At 39.1% G+C, this 25,652-nt stretch carries 23 protein-coding genes; 20 read left to right on the top strand and 3 right to left on the bottom strand.

The genetic code is table 11. The features are described 5' to 3' along the window. The first annotated feature begins 35 nt into the window (after positions 1 to 35). From pcrA to NSQ62_RS18705, 12 genes are all read left to right on the top strand, one after another. Entirely contained in the window at positions 36 to 2,288 is a 2,253-nt protein-coding gene (gene pcrA, locus NSQ62_RS18760; RefSeq protein WP_341321587.1) for a DNA helicase PcrA, read from the top strand. A gap of 11 nt (positions 2,289 to 2,299) precedes the next feature. Continuing rightward, positions 2,300 to 4,297 carry an NAD-dependent DNA ligase LigA gene (gene ligA / locus NSQ62_RS18755; protein WP_341321586.1) on the top strand — a complete coding sequence of 666 codons (1,998 nt, stop codon included), beginning with the start codon at positions 2,300 to 2,302 and terminating at the stop codon, positions 4,295 to 4,297. 18 nt (positions 4,298 to 4,315) lie between these two features. After that, complete coding sequence (locus tag NSQ62_RS18750) at positions 4,316 to 5,488, top strand: CamS family sex pheromone protein (RefSeq protein ID WP_341321585.1); 1,173 nt, start codon at positions 4,316 to 4,318, stop codon at positions 5,486 to 5,488. 268 nt (positions 5,489 to 5,756) lie between these two features. Then, positions 5,757 to 6,281: a thioredoxin domain-containing protein gene (locus NSQ62_RS18745; protein WP_341321584.1), complete on the top strand. Its 525-nt coding sequence runs from the start codon at positions 5,757 to 5,759 to the stop codon at positions 6,279 to 6,281. After that, a complete protein-coding gene (locus NSQ62_RS18740; protein ID WP_341321583.1) occupies positions 6,282 to 7,097 on the top strand; it encodes a transporter substrate-binding domain-containing protein in 816 nt (271 codons plus the stop codon). A 94-nt stretch (positions 7,098 to 7,191) separates the two neighbouring features. After that, complete coding sequence (locus NSQ62_RS18735; RefSeq protein ID WP_341321582.1) at positions 7,192 to 7,875, top strand: amino acid ABC transporter permease; 684 nt, start codon at positions 7,192 to 7,194, stop codon at positions 7,873 to 7,875. Next, positions 7,872 to 8,633 (top strand): amino acid ABC transporter ATP-binding protein, encoded by a 762-nt coding sequence (locus NSQ62_RS18730; protein WP_341321581.1) that lies wholly within the window; start codon positions 7,872 to 7,874, stop codon positions 8,631 to 8,633. Before NSQ62_RS18735 ends, NSQ62_RS18730 begins: the two co-directional genes overlap by 4 nt. A gap of 248 nt (positions 8,634 to 8,881) precedes the next feature. Continuing rightward, a complete protein-coding gene (gene gatC, locus NSQ62_RS18725; RefSeq protein WP_341321580.1) occupies positions 8,882 to 9,172 on the top strand; it encodes an Asp-tRNA(Asn)/Glu-tRNA(Gln) amidotransferase subunit GatC in 291 nt (96 codons plus the stop codon). 17 nt (positions 9,173 to 9,189) lie between these two features. Further along, positions 9,190 to 10,653, top strand: coding sequence for an Asp-tRNA(Asn)/Glu-tRNA(Gln) amidotransferase subunit GatA (gene gatA, locus NSQ62_RS18720; protein WP_341321579.1), 1,464 nt, complete (start codon positions 9,190 to 9,192; stop codon positions 10,651 to 10,653). A 1-nt stretch (position 10,654) separates the two neighbouring features. After that, positions 10,655 to 12,100, top strand: coding sequence for an Asp-tRNA(Asn)/Glu-tRNA(Gln) amidotransferase subunit GatB (gatB, locus tag NSQ62_RS18715; protein ID WP_341321578.1), 1,446 nt, complete (start codon positions 10,655 to 10,657; stop codon positions 12,098 to 12,100). Between the two features lie 153 nt (positions 12,101 to 12,253). Next, on the top strand, positions 12,254 to 13,420 hold the full coding sequence (nagA, locus tag NSQ62_RS18710) for an N-acetylglucosamine-6-phosphate deacetylase (RefSeq protein WP_341321577.1): 1,167 nt from the start codon (positions 12,254 to 12,256) through the stop codon (positions 13,418 to 13,420). A 16-nt stretch (positions 13,421 to 13,436) separates the two neighbouring features. Beyond that, positions 13,437 to 14,309 carry a GNAT family N-acetyltransferase gene (locus NSQ62_RS18705; protein ID WP_341321576.1) on the top strand — a complete coding sequence of 291 codons (873 nt, stop codon included), beginning with the start codon at positions 13,437 to 13,439 and terminating at the stop codon, positions 14,307 to 14,309. Between the two features lie 17 nt (positions 14,310 to 14,326). On the opposite strand, the gene NSQ62_RS18700 is transcribed toward NSQ62_RS18705, so the two are convergent. Next, a complete protein-coding gene (locus NSQ62_RS18700; RefSeq protein WP_341321575.1) occupies positions 14,327 to 15,232 on the bottom strand; it encodes an alpha/beta hydrolase in 906 nt (301 codons plus the stop codon). Next, positions 15,229 to 15,849 (bottom strand): DUF624 domain-containing protein, encoded by a 621-nt coding sequence (locus tag NSQ62_RS18695; RefSeq protein ID WP_341321574.1) that lies wholly within the window; start codon positions 15,847 to 15,849, stop codon positions 15,229 to 15,231. Before NSQ62_RS18695 ends, NSQ62_RS18700 begins: the two co-directional genes overlap by 4 nt. Positions 15,850 to 16,037: 188 nt before the next feature. Here NSQ62_RS18695 and NSQ62_RS18690 point away from each other — a divergent pair, with 188 nt between their 5' ends. From NSQ62_RS18690 to NSQ62_RS18675, 4 genes are all read left to right on the top strand, one after another. Continuing rightward, on the top strand, positions 16,038 to 17,360 hold the full coding sequence (locus NSQ62_RS18690; RefSeq protein WP_341321573.1) for a sugar ABC transporter substrate-binding protein: 1,323 nt from the start codon (positions 16,038 to 16,040) through the stop codon (positions 17,358 to 17,360). A gap of 180 nt (positions 17,361 to 17,540) precedes the next feature. Continuing rightward, entirely contained in the window at positions 17,541 to 18,470 is a 930-nt protein-coding gene (locus NSQ62_RS18685; RefSeq protein WP_341321572.1) for a sugar ABC transporter permease, read from the top strand. A 24-nt stretch (positions 18,471 to 18,494) separates the two neighbouring features. Next, the gene (locus tag NSQ62_RS18680; RefSeq protein WP_341321571.1) at positions 18,495 to 19,298 is read left to right on the top strand and encodes a carbohydrate ABC transporter permease; all 804 of its coding nucleotides are present in this window, start codon (positions 18,495 to 18,497) and stop codon (positions 19,296 to 19,298) included. Between the two features lie 12 nt (positions 19,299 to 19,310). Continuing rightward, positions 19,311 to 20,138 (top strand): Gfo/Idh/MocA family oxidoreductase, encoded by an 828-nt coding sequence (locus NSQ62_RS18675; protein ID WP_341321570.1) that lies wholly within the window; start codon positions 19,311 to 19,313, stop codon positions 20,136 to 20,138. Positions 20,139 to 20,142: 4 nt separating this feature from the next. Here the strand turns inward: NSQ62_RS18675 and NSQ62_RS18670 are convergent, their stop codons facing one another. Further along, positions 20,143 to 21,438 carry a transcriptional regulator gene (locus tag NSQ62_RS18670; protein ID WP_341321569.1) on the bottom strand — a complete coding sequence of 432 codons (1,296 nt, stop codon included), beginning with the start codon at positions 21,436 to 21,438 and terminating at the stop codon, positions 20,143 to 20,145. Between the two features lie 78 nt (positions 21,439 to 21,516). Here NSQ62_RS18670 and NSQ62_RS18665 point away from each other — a divergent pair, with 78 nt between their 5' ends. From NSQ62_RS18665 to NSQ62_RS18650, 4 genes are read left to right on the top strand one after another with little or no spacing between them, the layout of a single operon-like run. After that, positions 21,517 to 22,533: an NAD-dependent epimerase/dehydratase family protein gene (locus NSQ62_RS18665; protein ID WP_341321568.1), complete on the top strand. Its 1,017-nt coding sequence runs from the start codon at positions 21,517 to 21,519 to the stop codon at positions 22,531 to 22,533. 2 nt (positions 22,534 to 22,535) lie between these two features. Then, on the top strand, positions 22,536 to 23,591 hold the full coding sequence (locus tag NSQ62_RS18660) for a dihydrodipicolinate synthase family protein (RefSeq protein ID WP_341321567.1): 1,056 nt from the start codon (positions 22,536 to 22,538) through the stop codon (positions 23,589 to 23,591). A 1-nt stretch (position 23,592) separates the two neighbouring features. Further along, a complete protein-coding gene (locus NSQ62_RS18655) occupies positions 23,593 to 24,597 on the top strand; it encodes a zinc-binding alcohol dehydrogenase (RefSeq protein WP_341321566.1) in 1,005 nt (334 codons plus the stop codon). Between the two features lies 1 nt (position 24,598). Next, a complete protein-coding gene (locus NSQ62_RS18650) occupies positions 24,599 to 25,651 on the top strand; it encodes a Gfo/Idh/MocA family oxidoreductase (RefSeq protein WP_341321565.1) in 1,053 nt (350 codons plus the stop codon). Position 25,652: the final 1 nt, after the last annotated feature.

Here is a 25,652-nt window from a genome sequence, read left to right as displayed (position 1 = left end):
ATAGGAACAAATGTTCTTTTAAAGGAAGGTGCAGCATGGAGCACATAGCAAAAAACTTACTAGTAGGTATGAATCCACAGCAAGCGGAAGCTGTTAAAACAACAGAAGGTCCACTACTGATTATGGCGGGTGCCGGGTCAGGGAAAACACGTGTATTAACGCATCGTATTGCGTATTTAGTTGTGGAGCGTGAAGTATACCCGTCGAAAATTTTAGCCATTACGTTTACAAATAAGGCCGCGCGCGAAATGCGTGAGCGTATTGATGGTATTTTAGGAAACGGGACAACAGAAAGCATGTGGGTATCGACGTTCCACTCAATGTGTGTCCGTATTTTACGCCGCAATATCGACCGTATCGGTTATTCTAAAAGCTTTTCGATTTTAGATAGCACCGATCAATTAACAGTTGTTAAAAATATTTTAAAAAAGGACAATATTGACCCGAAAAAGTACGACCCCCGTGCGATTTTAAATACGATTAGCTCGGCGAAAAATGAATGTATCACAGCGAGTGAATTCGAGGCGAATATGAATCCACATAATCCATTCGAAAAAATTGTCGCACAGGTGTATAAAGGCTATCAAAAACGTCTAAAACAAAATCAAAGTGCCGATTTTGACGATTTGATTATGCTAACGATTCGTTTATTCAAAGAAGCACCAGATGTACTAGAATTTTATCAAAATAAATTTCAATATATTCACGTGGATGAGTACCAAGATACAAATAAAACCCAATACTTACTAGTTAAAATGCTAGCTAAAAAGTTCCATAACATTTGTGTTGTAGGGGACTCAGATCAGTCGATTTATCGCTGGCGCGGTGCGGATATTACGAATATTTTATCGTTTGAAAAAGATTATAAAGACGCAAAAGTGATTATGCTTGAACAAAACTACCGTTCTACACAACGTATTTTACAAGCAGCAAATAGCGTCATTAAAAATAATAAAAATCGCTACAAAAAGGTGCTACGTACAGACAATCCAGAAGGTGAAAAAGTACAGCTTTACAAAGCCGGTAATGAGCAGGACGAGGCACAGTATGTTGTGCGTACGATTCAAAAGTTGATGAAGGATGAAGACTATACGCTTGATGATTTTGCCATTCTTTATCGTACCAATGCCCAGTCACGTGTCATTGAGGATGTGCTTGTAAAGTCTAATATGAACTACCAAATCGTTGGCGGTACGAAGTTCTATGATCGTAAAGAAATTAAAGACTTACTTGCATACCTGCGTTTAATTTCAAATAATGATGATGATTTATCACTAGCCCGTATTATTAATGAACCAAAGCGTGCGATTGGTGCAACATCGTTCGATAAAATGCTTGGCTACGCGCTTCAGCAAGATCGTTCGATTTTTGATGCGATGAGTGAGCTTGTGTTTATGGGCTTAACCGGGAAGGCATCGGCATCAGCAGAAAACTTTTACAATATGATTCGTTCATTAAGTGCGCGTCAAAGCGAGCTTTCAGTAACAGAAATTGTCGAAGAGGTGCTTGAAAAATCAGGCTATCGTCAAATGTTAAAAGCAGAGAAATCAATCGAAGCAGAAAGCCGTTTAGAAAATATTGAAGAGTTTTTAACCGTTACACAAGCGTTCGAAGCGCGTAGTGAAGACCAATCGCTTGTCGCGTTTTTAACGGACTTAGCGCTTGTCGCAGATATTGATAAATTAGATGAAGAAGAGCAAAAAAATGGCTCGATTATTTTAATGACGATGCACGCAGCAAAAGGGCTAGAGTTCCCGGTTGTGTTCATTATCGGCATGGAAGAAAATATTTTCCCGCATTCACGTTCTTTAGAAAGTGAAGAAGAAATGGCTGAAGAGCGTCGCTTAATGTATGTCGGCGCGACGCGTGCAGAACAGCGTCTGTACTTGACTTGTGCGGGTTCTCGTACAATTTTTGGTCGCACGGGCTACAACGCACCTTCACGCTTTTTACGCGAAATTGATGAAGACGTGTTAGAGCAAGTAACGCGTAGTAACACAGGAAATTACAATGACCGTTCATTACCATTTTCATCAAACCGAAGTGCGAATAAACGCTCACTTGGCGAAATTCAAAAGCCATCTTCACAAATTTCACGCTTAAATTCAACAGGCGGTAATCAGTTTGATTGGAAGATTGGTGACAAGGCGTCTCATGGTAAATGGGGCGTTGGTATGGTTGTGAGCGTAAAAGGTGAAGGCGACGGTATGGAACTAGATATCGCATTCCCAGCACCAACAGGAATTAAACGATTACTTGCGAAATTCGCACCGATTACGAAAGCTTAGGAGGAAACGTTATGAATGAAATTGAACAACGAATTGCGGAGCTAAATAAGCTACTTCACGAGTACGGCTATGCGTATTACGTACAGGACAAGCCGCTTGTAGAAGATAGCGTGTACGATCAACTGCTACATGAGTTAATCGCACTTGAAGAAGCGAATCCACAATTTATTTATGCAGATTCTCCTACGCAGCGTGTTGGGGGCGCGGTACTAGAAGGCTTCCAAAAAGTAACGCACCAAACCGCAATGCTCAGCTTATCAAATGCCTTTAATGAAGAAGATTTACGTGATTTTGACCGTAAAATTGAGCAGGCAATCGGTGAAAACTATTCGTATGTCTGCGAATTAAAAATCGATGGTTTAGCGATTTCATTACGCTATGAAAATGGGGTATTCGTGCAAGGGGCAACGCGTGGTGACGGCTCTATTGGTGAGGATATTACCGCAAACTTAAAAACGATTAAAGCAATTCCGCTCCGTTTAAAAGAGCCGGTAACGATCGAAGTGCGCGGTGAAGCATATATGCCGAAACGCTCGTTTGTACAGCTAAACGAGCGCCGTGCGGAAAACGGGGAAGAGCTATTCGCCAACCCACGTAACGCTGCAGCGGGTTCCCTACGTCAGCTTGACCCAAAAATCGCGGCAAGCCGTAATTTATCGACATTTATTTATTCGATTGGTGGCGACGGTGAATCTTACGGCATTGATGGCCACTGGGAAATGCTCGAGTACCTAGAAAATCTAGGTTTCCCGTCAAATAAAGAGCGCCAGCATTGTGAAACAATTGACGATGTTTTAGCGTTTATAGAGAAGTGGACAGAAGCGCGCCCAAATTTAGCCTATGAAATTGACGGCATCGTCATTAAAGTAAATGCCTTTGCTCAACAAGATGAGCTAGGTTTCACGGCAAAATCACCGCGCTGGGCCATTGCATATAAATTCCCAGCAGAAGAGGTTGTTACACAGCTTTTAGACATCGAGTTAACAGTAGGTCGTACAGGCGTCATTACACCAACTGCAATTTTAACACCTGTACTTGTTGCAGGGTCAACAGTAGGCCGTGCGTCACTGCACAATGAAGATTTAATTCGTGAAAAGGATATTCGACTTGGTGATACCGTCATTGTACGTAAAGCAGGCGATATTATCCCGCAAATTGTGGGTGTAATTATTGAGCAGCGCCCAGAAGACTCTGTACCATACGAAATGCCAACACATTGTCCAGCATGTAACGAGGAAGTGTTGCGTATTGATACAGACGTAGCACTACGCTGTGTGAATCCACTTTGCCCTGCGCAAATTGCAGAAGGCGTGAAGCATTTTGTCTCACGTAACGCGATGAATATTGATGGCTTAGGTGAAAAAGTTGTAGAGCAATTACTACGTGAAGAATACATTCAAGATGTGTCGGGACTGTATGATTTAACTATAGAGCAGCTGATCAACTTAGAACGTATGGGTCAGAAATCGGCAACGAATTTAGTCGAAGCTGTAGCAAAATCGAAAGATAACTCATTAGAGCGTCTTTTATTCGGCTTAGGGATTCGTCATGTTGGGGAGAAGGCTGCAAAAATACTGGCAGAGCACTTTGAAACAATGGATGCCTTAACGCTTGCAACAGAAGATGAGCTAAAGGGGATTCACGAGATTGGCGAAAAAATGGCCGAGTCGGTTGTGGCGTATTTTGCGAACGAGCAAGTCGTGGAATTATTGAATCGTCTTAAGATGCACGGCATTAATATGACCTATAAAGGCAAAAAGGTCGTCGTGGAAGCAGGTACGAATCCGTTTGCTGGTAAAACTGTGGTGCTGACAGGAAAACTACAGCAATTGACACGTAGCGAAGCAAAGGCGAAAATAGAACAGTTAGGTGGAACTGTGGCAGGTAGTGTTAGTAAAAAAACCGATCTTGTTATCGTAGGTGAAGATGCCGGCTCAAAGCTTGAAAAGGCGCAAAGCTTAGGCATTGAAATTTGGGATGAACTACACCTAATCGAACAATTACTATAGTAAAGGGGACTTGTTCTCATGAAACGTTACCGCTGGATACCGGCGATGATTGCAGCAGCAATGCTATCAGCGTGTACACCAAGCATCACACCTGATACCGAGCTCACACAACAATCAGACACAGAAGAAGTGGAAACTACGATTATCCCAAATATGAAATTAAGCGATAATTTTTATCGTACGCTGATTCCGTATAAGGAAAGTGCAAGTCGCGGATTAGTCGTTTCGAATATTTTTACGAAATATGATATGAAAGAAGTCGAAACCGGCTTAATGCGTATTTCACAAAATTTTTACGATACGGAAAAATATTATTTCCAAGAGGGCCAATATTTAGATGAAACGATGTTGAAATATTGGCTGGCGCGACCAAACCAAACGACCGATAAAGGCCCGGAATACCAAGGGTTAAATCCATCGAGTATCGATGAAAAAACAGGTCAGGAAATGGACTCTACGGTGAAAGCGACAGAAGCACCGATTTATGTATCACATATTGTGGAACAAAATTATTTAACAAAAACGGATGATAATAAAGTGAAGCTTGCCGGGATGTCGATTGGGCTTGCATTAAACTCAGTTTATTATTATCAAAAAGAGCAATATGGGGAGTTTTACGAACAAAAACTTTCTGAAGACGAGCTTGTTGCAGAGGGGAAAAAGATTGCACAAGAAGTGGTGAATCGCCTACGCGCACGCACAGAACTAGCGGATATTCCAATCGCGGTGGCTCTATTTAAACAAGAAGAGCGTAACTCGATAGTGCCAGGTTCGTATGTAGCCTTTAACTTTGCGGATGAAGGGAAAACGGCTTTAGGCGATTGGCAGGACGTTAATGAAAAATACGTGACGTTCCCAATGAACTCGCCTGAAGATGTATACCGTGAGATGAATAAAAGTTTCTTAAACTTTAAGCAAGATGTTGATAAATACTTCTCGAACTTTACGAGTGTATTTGCGACAGGCTTCTATCAAAATAAGCATATCCAAAAGCTAGATATAGAAATTCCGATTCAGTTTTACGGCACTGCCGAAATTACCGGCTTCACGCAATATATTACCGGTTTAATGTTGAATCATTTACCGCTTGATTTAAATGTTACAGTCAGCATCACGTCCGTAAATGGACCAGAAGTATTAATCGTCAAAGAGCCGAATAGCGACGAGCCGTTTGTGCATATTTATGAGTAACTGGAAATGATTTTTCCTTGTAAATGTAATTAAAAACAAAATAAACACATAGTCTATAAACGAACTAGGGATTAATCCTTCTTAGTTCGTTTTTTTTGTTTTGAAAAATTAGGTGTAATAATACTGGAATAAGCTAGAATTTGTACGTATTTCAAAATACATCACAAATTATCAGAAAAAATAAAATAATTATATTTACAATACCTATAAGAATAGTATATTATATGGTTAGTTTCGATTTCTATTATTTTATTTGGAGGTTTTATGAATGTCAGAAGTTAAAAATGATTATTTAGTACTTGGTGCTGCCAACGCACCAGTTCAAGTAGAAGTATTTTTAAATTATGCTTGTCCTTACTGTGCAACGTTTTATGAATTAGTTGATACAGTCTTACCAAAATATATCGAATCAAATCAGGTAGCGGTAATTGTAAAGCATTATGATAAACCACGTGAAATGTTATTACCTGGCACATTAATCAATGCAAATTTAGATTACAGCAATCCACAACGCACGCTTGAAATTATTAGCGAGCTCTTTAAAAACCAAGCTACTTGGGATAAATATTCGAATCACGAAATCAAACAATATATTGAACAAAATTATGGTTTAAAAGAAGAGTTTTCAAATATTGATCGTAGCTTATTGATCATTGGTGAAGCAATTGAACGCAATGTCACGATGGTTCCTACCGTATTTGTAAATGATTTAGAATTCCAATATCCACGTGAAATTTTTGCGGAAGAATTAGTAGAAGTTATCGAAAAACAATTAGAAAAGGCGGAAGTATAAATGAAAAAAATAAAAAAGTTATCCTTTTTGTTGCTATTGAGTGCGTTGTTAGTAGTACTCGCAGCGTGCTCTGATAAAGAGGAAGAAAAAGCTTCAGCAGAGGATAAAAAAGTATTAGTAGTTGGTTCATCAGGCATTTACCCTCCATTTATTTCTGTTGATGAAAACGGAGATGCACAGGGCTATGATGTAGAAGTTTTAGAAAAAGTAGGCGAAGCATTAGGTTACGAAATTAAATGGGAATTTGCAGAGTTCTCAGGTATTTTCGGTATGTTAGATGCAGGTAAAATTGATACTGTAGCCAATTTAATTGCCATGACAGATGAACGTCGTGCGAAATATGATTTTTCAACACCATACGCTTATTCGGGTGCAACATTAGTAGTTCATGAAGATAACAATTCAATTAATAGTATTGAAGACTTAAAAGGTAAAAAAGTAGGCGTATTGCTGGGCAATAACTTGCACCAGTTTTTAGAAAAGTGGAATGAAGAAAACGGAAATGAAATTACGATTACACCGTATCAAGATGTAAGTGGCACATATAATGAAGTGGCATTAGGACGTTTGGATGCATTCATTGATGTAAAAATTACAGCAGCATCTCGTATTCGTGATGAAGGATTACCATTAAAAATTTATGGTGAAGATTACTTAGTAAACTTTGATTATGGCTTCCCATTTGTTCGTTCAGATGAAAATAAAGAATTTTTAGAAGCATTTAGTGCAGAAGTTCAAAAGTTACAAGATAACGGAACGCTAAAAGAGCTTTCAGATAAATGGAGCGCAATCGACGTAACGATTCCACATAAATAATTGTGAAGGCTGTTCAAAGACGTATTCTTTGAACAGCTTTCATGTTCTATTACACAATTACTAGTCGATTGTTCTTAGAGGAAAGAGGGATATTATGAATTTTGATTTTCAATATATGCTTAAAATATTTCCAAAAATTATAGAGTATTTGCCAATCGTTCTTTACATCGGTACGGTGTCATTTTTATTAGCAATTGTTATTGGATTAATTTTTGCGGTAATCATTAATTTTAAAGTGCCTGTTATCTATCCAATTTTATTGGTAATTATTTCGTATTTCCGCGGTGTCCCAACGTTAATACAAATATTTATTTTTTATTTTGGATTGCCACAGTTATTTCCGAGTTTTAGTTCGTTGGAGGCAGTTGCTGCTGTTATTTTTGCGCTTAGTATGAAAAACGCAGCGTATTTATCAGAAGTGTTCCGTTCAGCGTTTTTAGCTGTCGATAAAGGTCAATTTGAAGCATGTGATGCGGTCAATATGTCAAAGTGGCAAGGCTTACGTACAGTCATTTTACCGCAAGTCTTACGTGTGGCCATTCCATCGTCGGGAAATTACTACATTATGATGATTAAAGAAACGTCTCTAGCCTTCACAATTGGTGTAGTAGATATGCTTGCACGCGCGAAACTGGAATCGGCTGTTACCTATAAATTTTTAGAAGCCTACTTAACAGTTGGTTTAATTTATTGGGCAATCACTGTAATTCTATCTTACTTACAATCGAAGTTAGAAAACTACGTAGAGCGTCCGTATCGTAAGGAGGCAACGAAATGATTAAAATTCAAAATCTACATAAAAGTTATGGTGAAGCAAAAATTCTAAAAGGAATTGATATTGAAATTAATGATGGTGAGGTCCTAGCGATTATTGGTCCATCAGGCTCAGGGAAATCAACGTTACTAAGATGCCTAAACTTTTTAGAAAAAGCGGAACAAGGTACTATTGAAATAGATGGTGAAACAATAAATTTAAATAACTATAAAAAGTCACAGGTTACAAAGTTACGCGGAAAAACAGGAATGGTATTTCAAAATTATAATTTGTTTAAGAATAAAACTGCATTGCATAATGTTTCAGAACCGCTTCGTTTAACGAAAAAAGTATCAAAGCTACAAGCAGAAAAAACAGCAAATCAGCTGTTAAAGGAAGTAGGTCTTGAAGAGCGAGAGCACCATTATCCAATTGCACTTTCAGGTGGCCAGCAGCAACGTGTCGGAATTGCACGTGCACTTGCTTTAGACCCATATGTTATTTTATTTGATGAGCCTACTTCTTCCCTTGATCCCGAATTAGTAGAAGAAGTTTTAAACGTTATGAAATCTGTTATTAAACAAGGTCGTACAATGATTGTTGTCACACATGAAATGGAATTTGCAAAGGAAGTAGCGGATCGTGTTATTTTCATGGCAGATGGTTATATTATTGAAGAGGGGACGCCACAAGAAATTTTTGGGAATCCTCAAAACGAACGAACAAAAAGATTTTTAAAAAATTATTTAACGTTGCATAATATTAATGGCGACGGAATTTAGATTTAATAGTTAAGTTTATATTTTAGTAAAAATCCCGCAAAAGTGTGCAAGTTTACTTTTGCGGGATTTTAAAATGTATGGGCTTTAAACAGAACTTAAAAGTACTTCACCGCGTTAATGCGTTAATTTGGCGAAAAAACGTCTGAGAGATGCCTAACTTTCGTTATTTTTTTAGCCAAGCGGAGATTTTTAAAGGGAAAAATGGTATGATAAACAACATGGTTTAATCGAATTTGGAGGTGTAATACATGGCAAAAATATCAAAAGAAGAAGTTAAACACGTAGCACATTTAGCTCGTCTTGCCATCACAGAAGAAGAAGCAGAAAAATTTGCAGAGCAATTAGGCAAAATCACTGACTTCGCAGAGCAATTAAATGAATTAGATACAACAAACGTAGAGCCTACTTCTCACGTTTTACCATTAGTAAACGTACTTCGCGAAGACGTAGCAAAACAAGGCTTATCACGCGAAAAAGTAATGCTAAACGTAAAAGATCAAGAAGCTGGTCAAATTAAAGTACCATCAATTATGGACTAACAGGAGGACACTTACGCATGACAGTATTTGAGCGCACTTCAGCACAATTACAAGAAGCTATTAAAGCAGGCGAACTAACAATTGCGGACTTAACAGCAGAAGCTTTTGACCGTGTAGAAAAGTTAGATGGCGATGTACAAGCTTTCTTAGCATTAAATAAAGAACAAGCTACTGCAACAGCAGCAGAATTAGATAAAGTTCCTTTCGAGGAGCGCGGCCCATTATTCGGTATGCCGATCGGGGTTAAAGACAACATCGTAACTGAAGGTTTAGAAACAACATGTGCTTCTAAAATTTTAGAAGGCTTCATGCCAATTTACGATGCAACAATCGTGAAAAAATTACGCGATGCCGGTATGGTAACAATCGGTAAATTAAACATGGACGAGTTTGCAATGGGTTCTTCAAATGAAAACTCAGCGTATAAAACAACAAAAAATCCATGGAATTTAAATAACGTACCAGGTGGTTCTTCAGGTGCATCTGCAGCAGCAGTAGCAGCAGGCGAAGTGCCATTCTCATTAGGTTCTGATACAGGTGGTTCAATCCGTCAACCAGCAGCTTACTGTGGTGTTGTAGGGATGAAACCTACATACGGCCGTGTATCTCGCTTTGGCTTAGTTGCATTCGCATCTTCTTTAGACCAAATCGGACCAATTACACGCAACGTTACAGACAACGCATTATTATTAGAAGCAATCGCAGGCGTAGACGAAATGGACTCAACATCAGCTGACGTAGCAGTTCCAAACTATGCTGCCGCACTTGATGGCAACATCAAAGGCTTGAAAATTGCTGTACCGAAAGAATTTTTAGGTGAAGGCGTTGGCGAAGCAGCTAAGAAGTCAGTTCTTGACGCTTTAGAAGTATTAAAAGGTTTAGGCGCGACAGTAGAAGAGGTTTCATTACCACATTCTAAATACGCGTTAGCTGCTTACTACATTCTTTCATCTTCAGAAGCTTCTTCTAACCTTTCTCGTTTCGACGGTATTCGTTATGGTTACCGTACAGACAACGCGAAAAACTTATTAGAGCTTTACAAAAACACACGTGCTGAAGGCTTCGGTGACGAAGTTAAACGTCGTATCATGTTAGGTACGTACTCATTATCAGCAGGTACGTATGATGCTTACTACAAAAAAGCACAACAAGCACGTACATTAATCAAAGCAGACTACGACAAAGTATTTGAAAACTATGACGTAATCATTGGCCCAACTGCACCAACACCAGCATTCGAAATCGGTGCTAACATTGAAGATCCGATGACAATGTACGCAAACGATATTTTAACAATTCCTATTAACTTAGCAGGTGTACCAGCGATTTCGATTCCATGTGGTTTCGAAAACGGCTTACCACTAGGTTTACAAATTATCGGTAAACACTTCGATGAAGAAACACTTTACCGTGTGGCATATGCTTACGAGCAACAAACAGATTACAATACACAAACTCCAGCGCTATGGGAGGTAAAATAATATGAACTTTGAAACAGTCATCGGCTTAGAAATTCACGTTGAGTTAAAAACTCAGTCTAAAATTTTCTCTGCTTCACCAAACCACTTTGGTGCAGAACCAAACACAAACACGACAGTAATCGACCTTGGTTACCCAGGTGTGTTACCTGTATTAAATAAAGAAGTTGTCGATTACGCAATGCGCGCTTCTTTAGCGTTAAACATGGAAATCGAACAAGAAACAAAGTTCGACCGTAAAAACTACTTCTATCCAGATAATCCGAAAGCTTACCAAATTTCTCAATTTGACAAGCCAATCGGTAAAAATGGTTGGGTTGAAATCGAAATCCCAGCTAAAGGTGATACACCGGGCTACAAAAAGAAAATCGGTATTACACGTCTTCACATGGAAGAAGATGCTGGTAAATTAACGCACGCAGATGGCTACTCTTTAGTAGACTTAAACCGTCAAGGTACGCCACTTGTTGAAATCGTTTCTGAGCCGGATATCCGTACACCAGACGAAGCCTATGCATACCTTGAAAAAGTAAAATCAATTATCCAATACTCTGGCGTTTCTGACGTACGTATGGAAGAAGGTTCACTACGTTGTGATGCCAACATTTCAATCCGTCCTTATGGCCAAGAAGAATTCGGTACAAAAGCGGAGCTTAAAAACTTAAACTCATTCAACTTTGTACGTAAAGGTCTTGAGCACGAAGAAATTCGTCAAGCGCAAGTGCTGATGTCAGGTGGCGAAATTGAGCAAGAAACACGTCGTTATGACGAAAAAACAGGTAAAACAATTCTTATGCGTGTAAAAGAAGGTACGGATGATTACCGTTACTTCCCAGAGCCAGACTTAGTGCGTCTTTCTATTTCTGACGAGTGGTTAGAGCGCGTACGTCAGTCAATTCCTGAATTACCAGATGCACGTAAAGCACGTTACATTTCTGAGTTAGATTTAACAGACTACGATGCAAACGTACTGATTAGCAACAAAGAGATTTCTGATTTCTTCGATGCAACAGTAGCAGCTGGCGCTGATGCAAAATTAGCGGCAAACTGGTTAATGGGTGACATCTCAGCTTATTTAAACGCAGAGCAAAAAGAATTAAAAGATACAGCGTTAACACCAGAAAACTTAGCTGGCATGATCAAGTTAATTTCTGATGGTACGATTTCTTCTAAAATCGCGAAAAAAGTATTCACTGAGTTAGTTACTAACGGCGGTGAAGCTGCGAAAATCGTGAAGGAAAAAGGATTAGTACAAATTTCTGATCCAGAAGTAATTCGTGGATTCGTAAACGGCGTATTAGATGCAGACGAAAAATCTGTAGCAGACTTCTTAGGCGGTAACGAACGTGCGATTAAAGCACTTTTAGGCCAAATTATGAAGGCTTCTAAAGGTCAAGCTAACCCACAATTAACAAACCAAATCTTAACAGAAGAATTAAGCAAACGTTAATTTTTTGAATGATATGAAACGACAGCCTGAACGTGGGCTGTCGTTTTTTTGTGGAAAAATAAAAATTATCATAGAAATACTTGCTACCTGTTCATGATTTGGATAATAATGGGGGACAAGTACATAATGAGCTGAACAAAGGGGCTGAGGTGGATGGAGAATGTATGGGCAATAGGACCGTTGCAAGTCGTATTAGAAAAGCAAGTCATGGAAAATCATTATGTCGTCATAGAAGGAAAACAGATTTTTAACATTTGTGAGGCACAGGAGCTACCAATACAGTGCGAAATTTTCGAGACAAATTCAAATGTTACATTGTTCCCAGGAATGATTGACCAACATATTCATGGTATTGCAGGGGCAGACGCGATGGATGGCACATTAGAAAGCTTAGAAATAATCAGTAAGACACTAGCAAAACATGGGGTAACAAGCTTTTTAGCGACGACGATGACCGCGGACATTGAAGTGTTACAGCAAGTTGTTCATACAATTTATAAGCAAAAAGACAATGTAAATGGAGCAAAAATTGTTGGTATTCATTTAGAGGGACCGTTTATTAATCCGATTCAAAAAGGGGCACAGTCAGATGAATTTATTGTAAAGCCTTCGCTCGAGCAATTTCAAAAAATTGAACAAGTGGCACCTGGATTTATTAAGCTTATTACGGTAGCAGCTGAACTGGATGATGAGTATGCGTTATGTGGCTACTTAAAAACCAAGGAAATCGCGACTTCTTTAGGGCATTCAGATGCTACCTATGAGCAAACCCAACAGTTATTAGCGAGAGATTATATTCAAAATGCCACACACTTTAGTAATGGCATGCGCGGAATTCATCATAGAGAGCCAGGTCTGCAAGTAGCTTTATTGCAAAGTGATTGCACAATCGAAATGATTGCAGACGGACTACATGTTCACCCCGCTATGATTAAATTTTTATTGGAGGCGGTGGGTGAGGATCGTATGATTTTAATTTCAGATAGTATGCGTGCAGCAGATTTAGCAGATGGTATTTATGATTTAGGTGGCCAGCAAGTGCGTGTTGAAAATGGGGTATGTACACTTGTCGGTAAGGGGAATCTTGCAGGAAGCACGTTAAATTTAAATAGGGCGCGTCAAAATATGAAAAAGTGGCTTCATTTATCGGACATAGCCTTAGCAAAACTAACAGCAACCAATAGTGCCAAACGATTAGGGTTAGACAAACGAAAGGGCAGTGTTGCAATAGGGAAAGATGCTGACTTTTTTGTTGTAGATGAAAAGGATGAAGTGTTACTAACGGTAAGTGAAGGAATAATAATCTATCAAAATAAGTAATCAAAGGGGGTATTCCATGAACTTTGTAAAAGGAACTGCAATCCGCAAGCATCCAGAGCTAAAACAAAGCTTTTTTAGCTTAGCAAAAGCAACATTTCAGCTCGATTTTGAACAATGGGATGCGCTAGGCTACTGGGATGAAACGTATTGTCCCTATGCCTTTGAGGTAGATAACAAAATTATTGCCAATGTGTCGATTTCAATTGCAACGATGATTGTTGATGGACAGGCATATAAATCCGTCCAAGTAGGTACGGTTATGACAGATCCTGCTTATCAAGGGAAGGGCTTGTCACGTCAATTGATGGAAAAGGTTTTAACGGATGTCGCAAACGATGACATCATTTATTTATTTGCTAATAAAAGTGTATTAAACTTTTATCCGAAATTTGGTTTTGAAAGACGTACACAGGGCACCTTTACAATTAAAACAAAACAGCTCCAGCTAACGCCAACCGACATCAAAAAAGTAAATATTTATGATGAAAAAGCACGCCAGCTGTTTTATGAAACGACTGTACACCGTATGCCAATTAGCACAACGTTGGGCATGCTACAAAATGAAAATATCGTGATGTTTCATGCGCTAACACAATATACGGATGCCATTTACTACGTAGCTGATTTTCAAGCCTTTGTCATAGCAATTGAGCAGGAAGACCGCTTTCAATTAGTAGATGTCATTTCAAAGCATCCCATTGACCTAGTTGCATTAATAAGTGCGCTTCCAATTCAAGCATCCAACATTCAATTATGTTTTACACCAGATGCTTTACGCGTACCGGTTGAAAAGGGGATTTTCCATGATGAAGGAGCAATGTTCGTAAAACAGCAAGGCACGATTCAATATCCTGAGATGTTGTTATATCCATATAGCGCATTAGCTTAAAAAAACGAGTCTATCATTTAATTGATAGACTCGTTTAAGATTTTTCTAGTCATCGTAAGTAACTGTTTTTTTGCCTGCTGTGCAATCGGAATATTTTCTAAATCAAATCCGTGAAAGCACCCCTCATAGCAATCAAAATATACCGTATTTTGTGCCTGCTTAAGCTTATCTACAAACTCACAAACTTCCTCGTAAAACAAATCAAGCGTACCAATAAACGTATAGATTGGCGGTAAATTGTTTAATTTTGCATAAAACGGTGAGGCATAAGCTGGAACTGTATCACAAGGTTTTAAATAAGCGAGCCAGCTTTTTTGATTTTTCTCATGATTCCAAATCGCTAGTGACGTAAAGCGCTCATGAAAAGGACGTACTTGCCAATCAAGCATCGGATAGAGTGGCAGAATGGCAGCAATCGTTGGGCCTCCAAGGTCTCGTGCTTTTAGCGAAACCGCTAATGCTAAATTCCCCCCAGCACTGCCACCGCTCAGGATAATTTGATTACTATTAATGTTTAATTCCTGAGCCTGTTCATATGCCCAAAGCAGTATCGAATAGCCGTCATCAACTGCTGCGGGATATGGGTGCTCAGGTGCTAATCGGTATTGTGGAATAAGTACCACCGCTTGAAATTGTTCTACAAAATCAAGTAAATATGTAATGCTATCATCAGGGTTGCCAAACACCATCCCACCACCATGGAACCAAATAAAGCACGGAGCCTTTTCATAAGGCTGCTTTGACTTTAAACAAATGGTACGAACATCCCCAATCATTATTTCTTCAATTATGCAATGCGTCCTATCAAGTGGCTGTTTTGAAAAATGAGTAAATGTTCGATTCGCAATTAATTGTTCAAACGTTTTGGATTGTTGTAAATTTCGTTCATAGATCCTCGTTAATTGTGGATGTAGCCCCTTCATGTGGAAACCGCCTCAAGCAATTTTTTTTGTTCAACTTTTTTGAACGCACGAATAGAAAATAGCATGACAAAGTAACTCAGTACACTCCCGATAAATAGCGGAATTGCGCCAGGCATAATATTAAATAGCCCATACATGACAACAACAAGCAATGCGTTTAGGAAAACAGTTGAAGGTGAAGTTAATGTAAACAAAAAGGCTTGCTTAATGAGTACGAAAAACGGCAATTCGAAATGTACATAAACAGGAAACAAGAAAAATAGTGTTCCAAAAATAAGAAATGTAATAATGATGGTTGGAATTAATAAAATTGATAATGAGTCAAACGAATAAATCATATAAAAATCGACGGCTAAAATGAGCAAGACGACATAGGCTAAAACGGCATAGCCATTTCCACGTAGCCATTCTTTTTTATAGGTTTGCCAAAATGTTTGCGTAATTGGTTTTTCCACGTCAAGTAGCAGTTGGCGTACCACTGTAAACAACGCAATCGTCGCTGGGAAAAGACCAAATATAAAAAAACCTAGCATTGAAAAAAACAACCACAGAAAATTTAAATAAACAATTTTTAGAAGCCGCGTACTGAAACTATGAAAACCCTCCCAAAATGTCATGCTTTCATCCCCCTTATTAGTACTATTATAAAATAAAAAATTCAAAAAAATCTAAAAATTAAATTAAGGACTTTTAATGGACTTGTGTTCGTAATTGTTTTTTTGTAATCTGGAAAAAATAGCAATTTAAAATTCTAAATTGTTATTTTAACAAAGGGGTTAATATTTTATAAAAGGGGGATTCACCAATGAACAATTCGATATTCAAAAAGTTTGGGCTGTTCTTATTCGTATTAGTTCTTTCTGTTGTAATGGTAGCTTGTGGTGATGATACAGAAGATACATCATCAGATGCAAACAATACTTCTGACACTGCTACTGATAATGGAAGCGCTGACACAAATACTGAAGATTCTTCAAAGTTATCAGGAGAAATTACTGTTTGGGCTCATCCATATACAGATGGATCAACGGGTGAAGGGGACATGTGGAAGGACTTTACGGCAAACTTTGAAGCTGAAACAGGCGTAAAAGTAAATTTCGAACAAATTCCTTGGGCAAACCGTGATCAAAAAATCTTAACAGCGTTAGCAGCAGGCCAAGGTCCAGATGTATTCTATGTAATTCCTGACCAAATGCCTCAATATGCAGAACAACAATTAATCTTAGACATTTCACCATATGTATCATCAGAAGAATTAAGTGGCTTTGTACCAACAGCAATCGAAGCAACAAGCTGGAAGGGTAAACAATATGGTATGCCAATTTTACAAACGGCTGAATCACTTGTTTATAACAAAAACATTTTGACAGAATTAGGCGTGGATGAAAACAGCTTACCAACAACTTGGGACGAGTTTAAAGCGTTAGCTGAAAAAGCAAAAGCAGCTGGCTACTATGCATTCTCTTATGCAGGTGGTGGTTCATTAAATAACACATTATACCCATTCTTATGGCAAGCAGGCGGTAATGTAATTGATGCCGACAATAATATTTTAATTAATACACCCGAATCAGTAAAAGCGTTTGAATTAATAAACGAAATGTACAAAAAAGGTTGGATTCCACAAGATTCAATCACAGCTTTAGATCATGATTCTTTATACTTCGGTGGAAAGTTATTAGCGGTAAACGGTTCAGGGATTTCGGTAAACCGTTTATTAGCTGAAAAACCATTTGATTTTGTGATTGCACCTCCATTAAAAGATGCGGAGCAATTAACTTACGGTACAGTTGGAATGTTCGTAGGTTCTGCAATTTCAAAAAATCCAGAAGCAGCGGCAGAATTCATGAAGTATGTTACAAACGCTGAAAACCAACGTACATTTAATAATATTACACAGTACATTCCAACACGCGATGAAGCGAAAGATATTTTCGATTCACAGCAGTACATGGCGCAATTAGCGGGTTACACACAATTCGCAAAACCAGGGATTATTCATCCAGAAGGGCGTAATGTTATGCCTTTAATCCAAGCTGAAATTCAAGCGATGCTAGAAGGTAAACAAACACCACAAGAAGCTGCAGACAAATCAGCTGCAGCAATTGATGGCTTAATCAACAAATAATTAGTGACAAGGGGCGTTCTGAATCTTTCGGAAATGCCCCTTATTACAAAGTGCATAAATTTTATTAAAACAATCATACAGCGAGACTTTTAGCAAAAAATGAGGGAAGTAAGGGTGTGTTAAAAGTGAGATAACTTTTAGCACACCCTGTCTACTTCATGAAAAGAAAGGGTGAGGCGCGTGACCTCTACAACTTCTAAACAGCACAATAAGCAGTCGCTTGGCACAAGAATTAAACGAGAATTTAATAAAAATTTGTTAGTTTATGTCGTGCTTCTTCCTGTAATTATTCATTTTATTATCTTCCAAGTATATCCGTTTGCTTTGAGTTTTTATTTAACATTCCATGATTGGAAAATTATTGGTGACCCTGAATTTGTAGGGCTAAAACATTGGAAAACATTATTAGATGATGACATAGCGTGGAAAGCAATATGGAATACAGTGAAATTTTCCATCTATTATATAATCCCGACGATGGCATTAGGATTAGTGCTTGCACTAATCATTAATTCGGGTGTAAAGTTTGCAGGCTTTTTTAAAGGTCTGTTCTTCTTACCGGTAGTTACTTCATTCGTAATTATTGCAGGTATTTGGGGCTGGTTATTCCGCGGTACAGAGGAGGGCTTTGTAAACTATTTAATCGGCTTTGTTGGGATTGACCCGCAGCTATTTATGTCGAGCTCATCACAAGCGCTTCTTGTATTAGCGGGATTAAGTATTTTCAAAGTAGCGGGAACAACGATGATTTATTACTATGCGGGCTTACAATCGATTGATCGTCAGCTGTACGAGGCTGCACGCATTGACGGGGCAAATTCTTGGAAAACGTTTTGGAAAATAACCTTCCCAATGTTAAAGCCGATTCACTTCTATGTGGCGATAACAACGACGATTGGCTCGTTCCAAATTTTCGATTCTGCCTTTTTATTAACAAATGGTGGACCGAATTATGCAACAACGACGATTGTGTATTACTTATATCACCAAGGGTTTACAAGCTTAAACTTAAGCTATGCTGCAGTGCTATCGTATGTACTTTTTTTCATCATTTTAATTATTTCATTAATCCAACGAAAATATATCGGAAAAGATCCAAACTATTATTAAGCTGGTGCGGGGAGGAGCAGAAAAATGAAAAAATTTATCTCGTATACAGCATTAGCAATTTTAGCGATTATCTTCTTAATGCCATTCGCCATCATGGTGTTTGGTTCATTAAAAGAAGTAAAGCAGGCACAAATTGATCCACTATTTTGGTTACCAACGGACCCATCCATTCAAAACTATATTTCAATTTTTTCAAATGGAATTTTCCTACGCTGGATTTGGAACTCGATTGTAATTACAATTATTCCGGTATTTACACAAATGTTATTTGCTGCTTTGCTAGGTTATATTTTTGCAAAGAAACAGTTTTGGGGCAAAGAGGCAATTTTCTGGACTTTCATGGCGGTCATTATGATTCCGCAGCAACTATTTATTATTCCAAAGTATATTATGTTTGCTGATTTTGGTTGGATTAATACTTACTGGGCATTAATCGTACCAGAGCTGTGGGCAATCATGGGCGTATTTTTAGTACGACAATTTTTGCAGGGCATTCCAAAGGATTTGGAGGAAGCCGCTTATATTGATGGTGCAAATGACTGGCAAATTTTCTTCAAAATTATTTTACCGTTGTCGTTCCCAGTTATTGCGACGGTGGGTACATTTGCCTTCATTTCAAACTGGAATGATTTATTCCAGCCACTCATTTATTTAACGAATGAAAAAATGTTCCCAGTAACAGTTGGTCTAGCCTCAATGCTAGGTAAAGAGGGGAACTTCGGTGTCGAAATGGCAGGGGCCACGATTTCATTTATTCCGACATTTTTAATCTTCATTTTCTTCCAAAGGTATTTCACGGAAGGGATTACCATGTCAGGTATTAAGTAAAGGAGTGATCTTATGAAAATCGGCGTAATCGGTACAGATTCTTCGCATGCCATCGCCTTTGTGACAAGATTGCAGAAAAAGGGACATAACATTATCGCATTTAAGGGTGGCTCACCTTTAGCACTGAGCCAATCAAGAATTGAAACGATTACGATGCAGTTAAAAGAAATGGGAGTTACTTTTGTTGATACGCTCGCACAGTTACATAAACAATGTGATGCTTTTCTAATCACTTCTGTAGATGCAGCGCAACATAGCAGACAGTTTGAGGAATTGGTATTGTCGAAGAAACCGGTGTTTATTGATAAGCCACTAGCAAACACTAGTGAGCAAGCAAGTAAAATCATTAAGCTAGCCAAGAGGCAGGGCATTCCACTGATGAGCTGTTCCGCGTTACGTTTTGCGGATAGTGTCCAACAGGCAAAAAGAAAAAGCATCGAAGCGGTAGATGTTGTAGCACCGCTTCTGATGCTAGAGCCATATGATTACTTTTATTACGGAATTCATGCGCTCGAAATAATTGGAACGCTAAAACCTGGAGCGATTCAATCACTTACAGTTCAATGCCAAGCTGAACAACATTTTATAACGCTTCATTTTGAGGATGGAACAATTTCAACAATTCGCGGCTATTTACAAAAGCGTCAAAGCTTCCAATTTGCGGTGCATGATGCGGTGAACAGCGATTGGCATGAAATAGCAGCAGGTGATGTTCAGTTTTATGATCGCTTAGTGGATGAAATCGAACAATTTTTCATAACAAAGAAAAGTCCGATTACAGAAGTAGAAACACTGCAAATTATTCGTACATTGGAACGAATAACAGCAAGTGCTAAATAGTAGATTAGGAATGTTTAAGTTCTTCCAAAAATTGCATGTGATAGATGCGCTTTGGGCGCCCTCGATGGGCTAATTTTTCCTCACCAATAATGTCGACAAGTCCTGCATCTAGCCATTTCAACAAAATGCGATTGGCACTTCGCAATGTAATATTTAACGTTTGCGCTAGCTCTTCAGCGGTATAGATATATTTTTGATGCTTCGTAATACGGCCCATTAATTTAGAAATATAGGATGCAGACATACCTGCTTTTTCTGCTCGTTCAAGCAAGTGCAAATCAGTAATAGCAAGTGGATATTGTTCGTAGTTAATGAACACAGTCGTATCAATCGGACCGATGACGCGATTGTCTTCACGAACGATATAACATACATTTGGCCCGTTTTCCTTTGCCTGATACAGTGCTTGTTTAGCGTGGCGACCGGAATCAAAGGCCCTTAAACCAAAGCCAATGCCGACAATACAATTCGTATGTAGTTCTTCTTTGAAGAGTGATAGCAGGGGCAAATGCTTATAGCCAAGTGTTTCCCGTTCGAACTGACCACGCGTTGTAATAAAGCTATATTGCAATGGGGACAGTTGGATCAAATGACCATCCATTTGCTGCGCGAATTGCTGGAGCACTTGTTCAGCCTTTGTTTGATCTATTGCTGGCAATGAATCGAATTCGATAATGCCATAAACAATTTGCGTTTCCTTGTTTTGTCTACTTTTACTAGCAAGCAGTACGCGTTCAAAGCCAACAATCATTTCTTGTTTTGTTGGGCGAAGGTAGTCGCATTTTATGTTTTGCGCTTTTAGTTGCTCGTAAACGGCAGCGACAGTAGTTATAGCTAAATAACCTTTTTGCGTATGCTCAATATGATGTTCGACCATTTGTTCGATGGAATCTGCTGGAGCACTCACATAATCAATTTCGAGCTGCAGTTGATGTGTAATCGCTAAAATATCGCTTTGCTGTAAAAAGTCAAAGCTATAGGGTTGTATCGTATTTGTTAGCTGGTGTGTTAACAGTAATTGATATAAATGAATGGCCCGGCTGTTTAGCTGATATAAGGGTAGGGAAGAATCATATTTTTTTAATTGTTGATAAATATAAGAGTCTGCAATAACAAGCATCTCGTGTTGAGCTATAAAAGTTGTTAATTCTTCGTTTATTTCAAAAGCATGAATAATAAAATAGTTTGCCTGAAGATTAGGGAATCCATGTAACGTCTCTTTAATGAGCGGCAACATCATATTAGGGCTAATAATCCCAATAACACTTTGAGAGGTATATGGTATGTTTTGATTCGTCATATAGAAGCCTCCAAATTTCATACTAAAATAATTTTACGTCAAAATGTAAGAATATTCAATTTTATAGGGGTGTGTGTGATGAAAACGATTGAACAATTGGAACAATTTATGACAGAACCTTCTACAATGCTTGTAGAAGATATGAAAAAAATAGATGGCGACATTTTGATTTTAGGTATTGCTGGTAAAATGGGCCCGACATTAGCGAAAATGGCAAAACGTGCAGTAGAAGAAGCGGGCGTAGAAAAGCGCATTATCGGTGTAGCCCGTTTTTCAAATCCAGAAATGAAAGAAGAATTAGAACGAGCAGGTATCGAGACAATTACGTGTGATTTACTAGACGAGGCTCAGCTTGCACAGTTACCGGATGTCAAAAACGTCATTTTCATGGCGGGTAATAAGTTCGGTACAGTAAATAACGAGCATTTTACGTGGGCAATGAACACGTATGTGCCAGGTCGTGTCGCTGATAAGTATAAAAATTCAAATATCGTTGTTTTTTCATCAGGCAATATTTATCCGTTCTCGCCTGTTACGGCAGGCAATTGTTCAGAGGATGTAACACCTGTACCTATTGGAGAATATGCAATGTCTACATTAGGGCGTGAACGAATTTTTACAAACTTTTCAAATCGTTTTCAAACAAAGATGTTAATGTTCCGCCTCAACTATGCAATTGATTTACGCTATGGAGTACTTCTAGAAATTGCAAAATCCGTGTATAGGGAGGAGCCTGTCGATGTCACAATGGGCAGTGTGAATGTGATTTGGCAAGGTGATGCCAATGAATACGCAATTCGTTCATTATTACATTGCGAAGCACCAGCGAAAATTTTAAATGTAACAGGACCAGAAACGTTGTCAGTTCGTTGGTTAGCAAAGGAATTTGCAAATCGCTTTGGCAAAGAAGCAAAAATTGTCGGTGAAGAGCAACCAACTGCGTTGTTAAATACAGCTGCACATGCGCATAAATTATTTGGCTATCCACGCGTGACATTAGAGCAAATGCTCGATTTAGTTGCAGATTGGGTACAAGCAGACGGCACAACATTAAATAAACCAACGCATTTCCAAGAGCGAAAAGGGGCGTTTTAATAATGAGGGAAGCGGTGAAAAAAGCGCTATTTGATGGTGCATTTATTCCGGCCCATCCACTAGCATTAAATGAAGGTAAAACATTGGATGAAGTAAGCCAGCGTGCATTAACGAAATACTATATTGAAGCAGGTGTTGGCGGATTAGCGGTTGGCGTGCATACAACGCAATTTGAAATTCGTGAACCACAGTTTAATTTATATGAGCGCGTGTTGACGTTAGCCATAGAGGAAATGCAGCAAGCAAATGTACCCGAGTCATTTATTAAAATCGGAGGTGTTTGTGGACCGGTTGAGCAAGCTTTACAGGAAGCTGTGCTCTTAAAAAAATTAGGCTATGATTTAGCACTGTTAAGTATGGGCGGCTTAGGTCATTTAACAGAAGAAGCACTCTTGCAGCGTACACGCGAAGTGGCTAAAGTGATTCCAGTAATCGGCTTTTATTTACAGCCATCTGTTGGCGGTCGTATATTTACGTATCGCTTCTGGCAGGAGCTAGCGAACATTGACAATGTGTACGCCATTAAAATGGCACCGTTTAATCGCTATCAAACATTAGACGTTGTACGTGCCGTATGTAGTAGCCCGCGCTGCAATGACATTGCGCTTTATACGGGCAATGATGACAACATTATTGTTGATTTATTAACGGAGTATGCGTTTACGATTGATGGTGAAACCGTGAAAAAGCGTATCGTTGGTGGGTTATTAGGGCATTGGTCTGTATGGGCGAAAACCGCGGTGCAGTATTTTGAAGACGTGAAATCAATTCGTGAACAGGCACAAATCGAAGGGGCTTGGCTAACAAAGGCAATTGAAGTAACTGATGCGAATGCGGCATTTTTTGATCCGGCACATGCATTTAAAGGGAGTATTGCCGGCATTAACGAAGTATTAACAAGACAGGGGCTACTAAAGGGGAATTGGTGCTTAGCAAACCATGAAGTTTTAAGTGAAGGACAAGCAGATGAAATTACGCGTGTTTACGAAATGTACCCCCATTTACATGACGATGATTTTGTCAAAGAAAATTTAGCAAAATGGAAATCAGGTGAGTAATGTGAAAGCTTTACAAGCACAAAATGGTACTCCGAAATTACTAGAAATTGAAGCACCACAGCTTTTTCCAACAGCAGTCATGGTGAAAACAATGTATACAGCCATTTCGCCAGGCACAGAGCGCCTATTAATTGAAGCGAGTCACAATGGGGTACGTCAGCTTGGCTATAGTGCGGTCGGTGTTGTAACGGCAATTGGGGACAATGTAAAAACGGTGAAAGTAGGCGATACAGTGGCCTGTTATGGTGCTCCTTATGTTGGGCATATGGCGCAGCTAGCCGTTCCAGAAACACTCGTTACGAAATGTCCACAAAGCGTTACATTACAGCATGCGGCATTTGCAGCACATGGAACGATTGCGATTCACGCAATTCGCCAAGGGCAATTGCAGTTTGGCGAATCAGTTGTTGTCATCGGATTAGGTGTACTGGGGCAAATGATTGCGAAAATTTGCGCGGCAGCAAGCTATGATGTGATTTGCTATGAGCCAAACGAACAGCGTGCAGCAATGCTTCAGCAAAATGTGGGCATTGATGTATTCACTGATCTCGCGTTAATGGAAGCGCATATTGAACAGTTTACAAAAGGGCAAGGTGTTGATGCCATTTTATTATGTGCAGGTGGCAAGCACTCCGAAACAACGGCGCGTAGTTTGCATTGGGTACGTAAACAAGGACGTATTGTTATTGTTGGTGATGTGGAACCACAATTTGATCGAGAAGCGCTTTTTGCAAAGGAAGCAGTTATTACAATTTCACGTGCAGGTGGTCCAGGGCGCTATGATGCACGCTACGAAAAAGAGGCCATTGATTATCCGTATCATTATGTGCGCTGGACACAGGGGCGCAATTTAGCTGCCTATATTCGTTTGTTAGAAAGAAAAGCGATTGATGTTTCAGATTTTGTTCAACTAGAAGTTCCATTCGAACAATCAGCGCAAATTTATGAACAGCTCGCAAAAAGTGAAGAATTAACAGCGATTATTGATTTTTCAGGAGGAGACTAACATGTTAAAAGTTGGTGTTATTGGTGGCGGTTCGATTTCACAATTTCATTTAGGTCCATATTTTGCACATCCACAGGTCGAGCTTTTAGCTATTTGCGATCACAACGAACAACGACTGCAAAAGCTTGGCGAAACGTATCAGGTGACGAAGCTTTATACACATGTGGATGCATTGCTCGCAAATGAAGAAATCGATGCAGTTAGCATTTGTACGTGGAATAACTCGCACGCACAATTAGCGATTAAAGCACTAGAAAGTGGCAAGCATGTGTTGCTTGAAAAGCCACTTAGCGTAACGTTAGATGAAGCCTATGCAATTCAAGAAGCGGTGAAACAATCCAATAAAATTTTACAAGTGGGCTATGTACGCCGATTTGCTTCGAATGTTGCTGTATTAAAAAAATTCATTGATGCTGATGAGTTAGGCGAGCTTTATTATGCAAAGGCTTCGTGCTTACGTCGCTTAGGTAATCCAGGCGGCTGGTTTAGTGATCGTTCAAAATCAGGTGGCGGGCCGTTAATGGATTTAGGTGTGCATATGATAGATCTTTGCTGGTATTTGATGGGCAAGCCAAAGCCGGTGTCTGTAACAGGAAATACATATAGAAAGTTAGGCAACCGTGCGCACATCGAAAACTTATCATTTTATAAGGCAGCAGACTATAATGCGGAGTTAAATGATGTAGAGGATTTAGCAAATGCCCTCATTCGCTTTGAAAATGGTGCATCCTTATTTGTTGACGTGAGCTTTACCCTACAGGCGAAACAAGATGAAATAGCAGTGAAGTTGTACGGGGAAAAAGGTGGTGCAGAAATTGAACCAGAGCTCGTTATTGTGCAAGAACGTCACGATACGATTTTAAATGTGACACCACAAATTGATAGGTTAGGTTTTGACTTTGAAGGCGCATTTACGAACGAGATTCATCATTTTGTCACATGCTGCTTAACAGGAACACAGCCGATTTCACCAGTAGAAGATGGTGTGGAGATAATGAAAATGTTATGTGCAATTTATGAATCCGCAGCAACGGGTCAAGAAATTAAACTGTAGG

The sequence above is a fragment of the Solibacillus sp. FSL H8-0523 genome (assembly GCF_038051985.1).
In the GTDB taxonomy this organism is placed as follows: Bacteria; Bacillota; Bacilli; order Bacillales_A; family Planococcaceae; genus Solibacillus.
The sequence above is the reverse complement of the archived record's forward strand: the minus strand, read 5'-3'. Positions and strand labels throughout refer to the sequence as shown.

Coding starts and splice junctions, on each gene's coding strand:
- NSQ62_RS18650 (WP_341321565.1), top strand. CDS start 24,599: ATGTTAAAAGTTGGTGTTATTGGTGGCGGTTCGATTTCACAATTTCAT.
- NSQ62_RS18730 (WP_341321581.1), top strand. CDS start 7,872: ATGATTAAAATTCAAAATCTACATAAAAGTTATGGTGAAGCAAAAATT.
- NSQ62_RS18670 (WP_341321569.1), bottom strand. CDS start 21,438: ATGACGAATCAAAACATACCATATACCTCTCAAAGTGTTATTGGGATT.
- gatB (WP_341321578.1), top strand. CDS start 10,655: ATGAACTTTGAAACAGTCATCGGCTTAGAAATTCACGTTGAGTTAAAA.
- NSQ62_RS18665 (WP_341321568.1), top strand. CDS start 21,517: ATGAAAACGATTGAACAATTGGAACAATTTATGACAGAACCTTCTACA.
- nagA (WP_341321577.1), top strand. CDS start 12,254: ATGGAGAATGTATGGGCAATAGGACCGTTGCAAGTCGTATTAGAAAAG.
- NSQ62_RS18680 (WP_341321571.1), top strand. CDS start 18,495: ATGAAAAAATTTATCTCGTATACAGCATTAGCAATTTTAGCGATTATC.
- NSQ62_RS18690 (WP_341321573.1), top strand. CDS start 16,038: ATGAACAATTCGATATTCAAAAAGTTTGGGCTGTTCTTATTCGTATTA.
- NSQ62_RS18735 (WP_341321582.1), top strand. CDS start 7,192: ATGAATTTTGATTTTCAATATATGCTTAAAATATTTCCAAAAATTATA.
- NSQ62_RS18660 (WP_341321567.1), top strand. CDS start 22,536: ATGAGGGAAGCGGTGAAAAAAGCGCTATTTGATGGTGCATTTATTCCG.
- NSQ62_RS18745 (WP_341321584.1), top strand. CDS start 5,757: ATGTCAGAAGTTAAAAATGATTATTTAGTACTTGGTGCTGCCAACGCA.
- NSQ62_RS18695 (WP_341321574.1), bottom strand. CDS start 15,849: ATGACATTTTGGGAGGGTTTTCATAGTTTCAGTACGCGGCTTCTAAAA.
- gatC (WP_341321580.1), top strand. CDS start 8,882: ATGGCAAAAATATCAAAAGAAGAAGTTAAACACGTAGCACATTTAGCT.
- NSQ62_RS18675 (WP_341321570.1), top strand. CDS start 19,311: ATGAAAATCGGCGTAATCGGTACAGATTCTTCGCATGCCATCGCCTTT.
- NSQ62_RS18700 (WP_341321575.1), bottom strand. CDS start 15,232: ATGAAGGGGCTACATCCACAATTAACGAGGATCTATGAACGAAATTTA.
- NSQ62_RS18705 (WP_341321576.1), top strand. CDS start 13,437: ATGAACTTTGTAAAAGGAACTGCAATCCGCAAGCATCCAGAGCTAAAA.
- ligA (WP_341321586.1), top strand. CDS start 2,300: ATGAATGAAATTGAACAACGAATTGCGGAGCTAAATAAGCTACTTCAC.
- gatA (WP_341321579.1), top strand. CDS start 9,190: ATGACAGTATTTGAGCGCACTTCAGCACAATTACAAGAAGCTATTAAA.
- NSQ62_RS18750 (WP_341321585.1), top strand. CDS start 4,316: ATGAAACGTTACCGCTGGATACCGGCGATGATTGCAGCAGCAATGCTA.
- pcrA (WP_341321587.1), top strand. CDS start 36: ATGGAGCACATAGCAAAAAACTTACTAGTAGGTATGAATCCACAGCAA.
- NSQ62_RS18740 (WP_341321583.1), top strand. CDS start 6,282: ATGAAAAAAATAAAAAAGTTATCCTTTTTGTTGCTATTGAGTGCGTTG.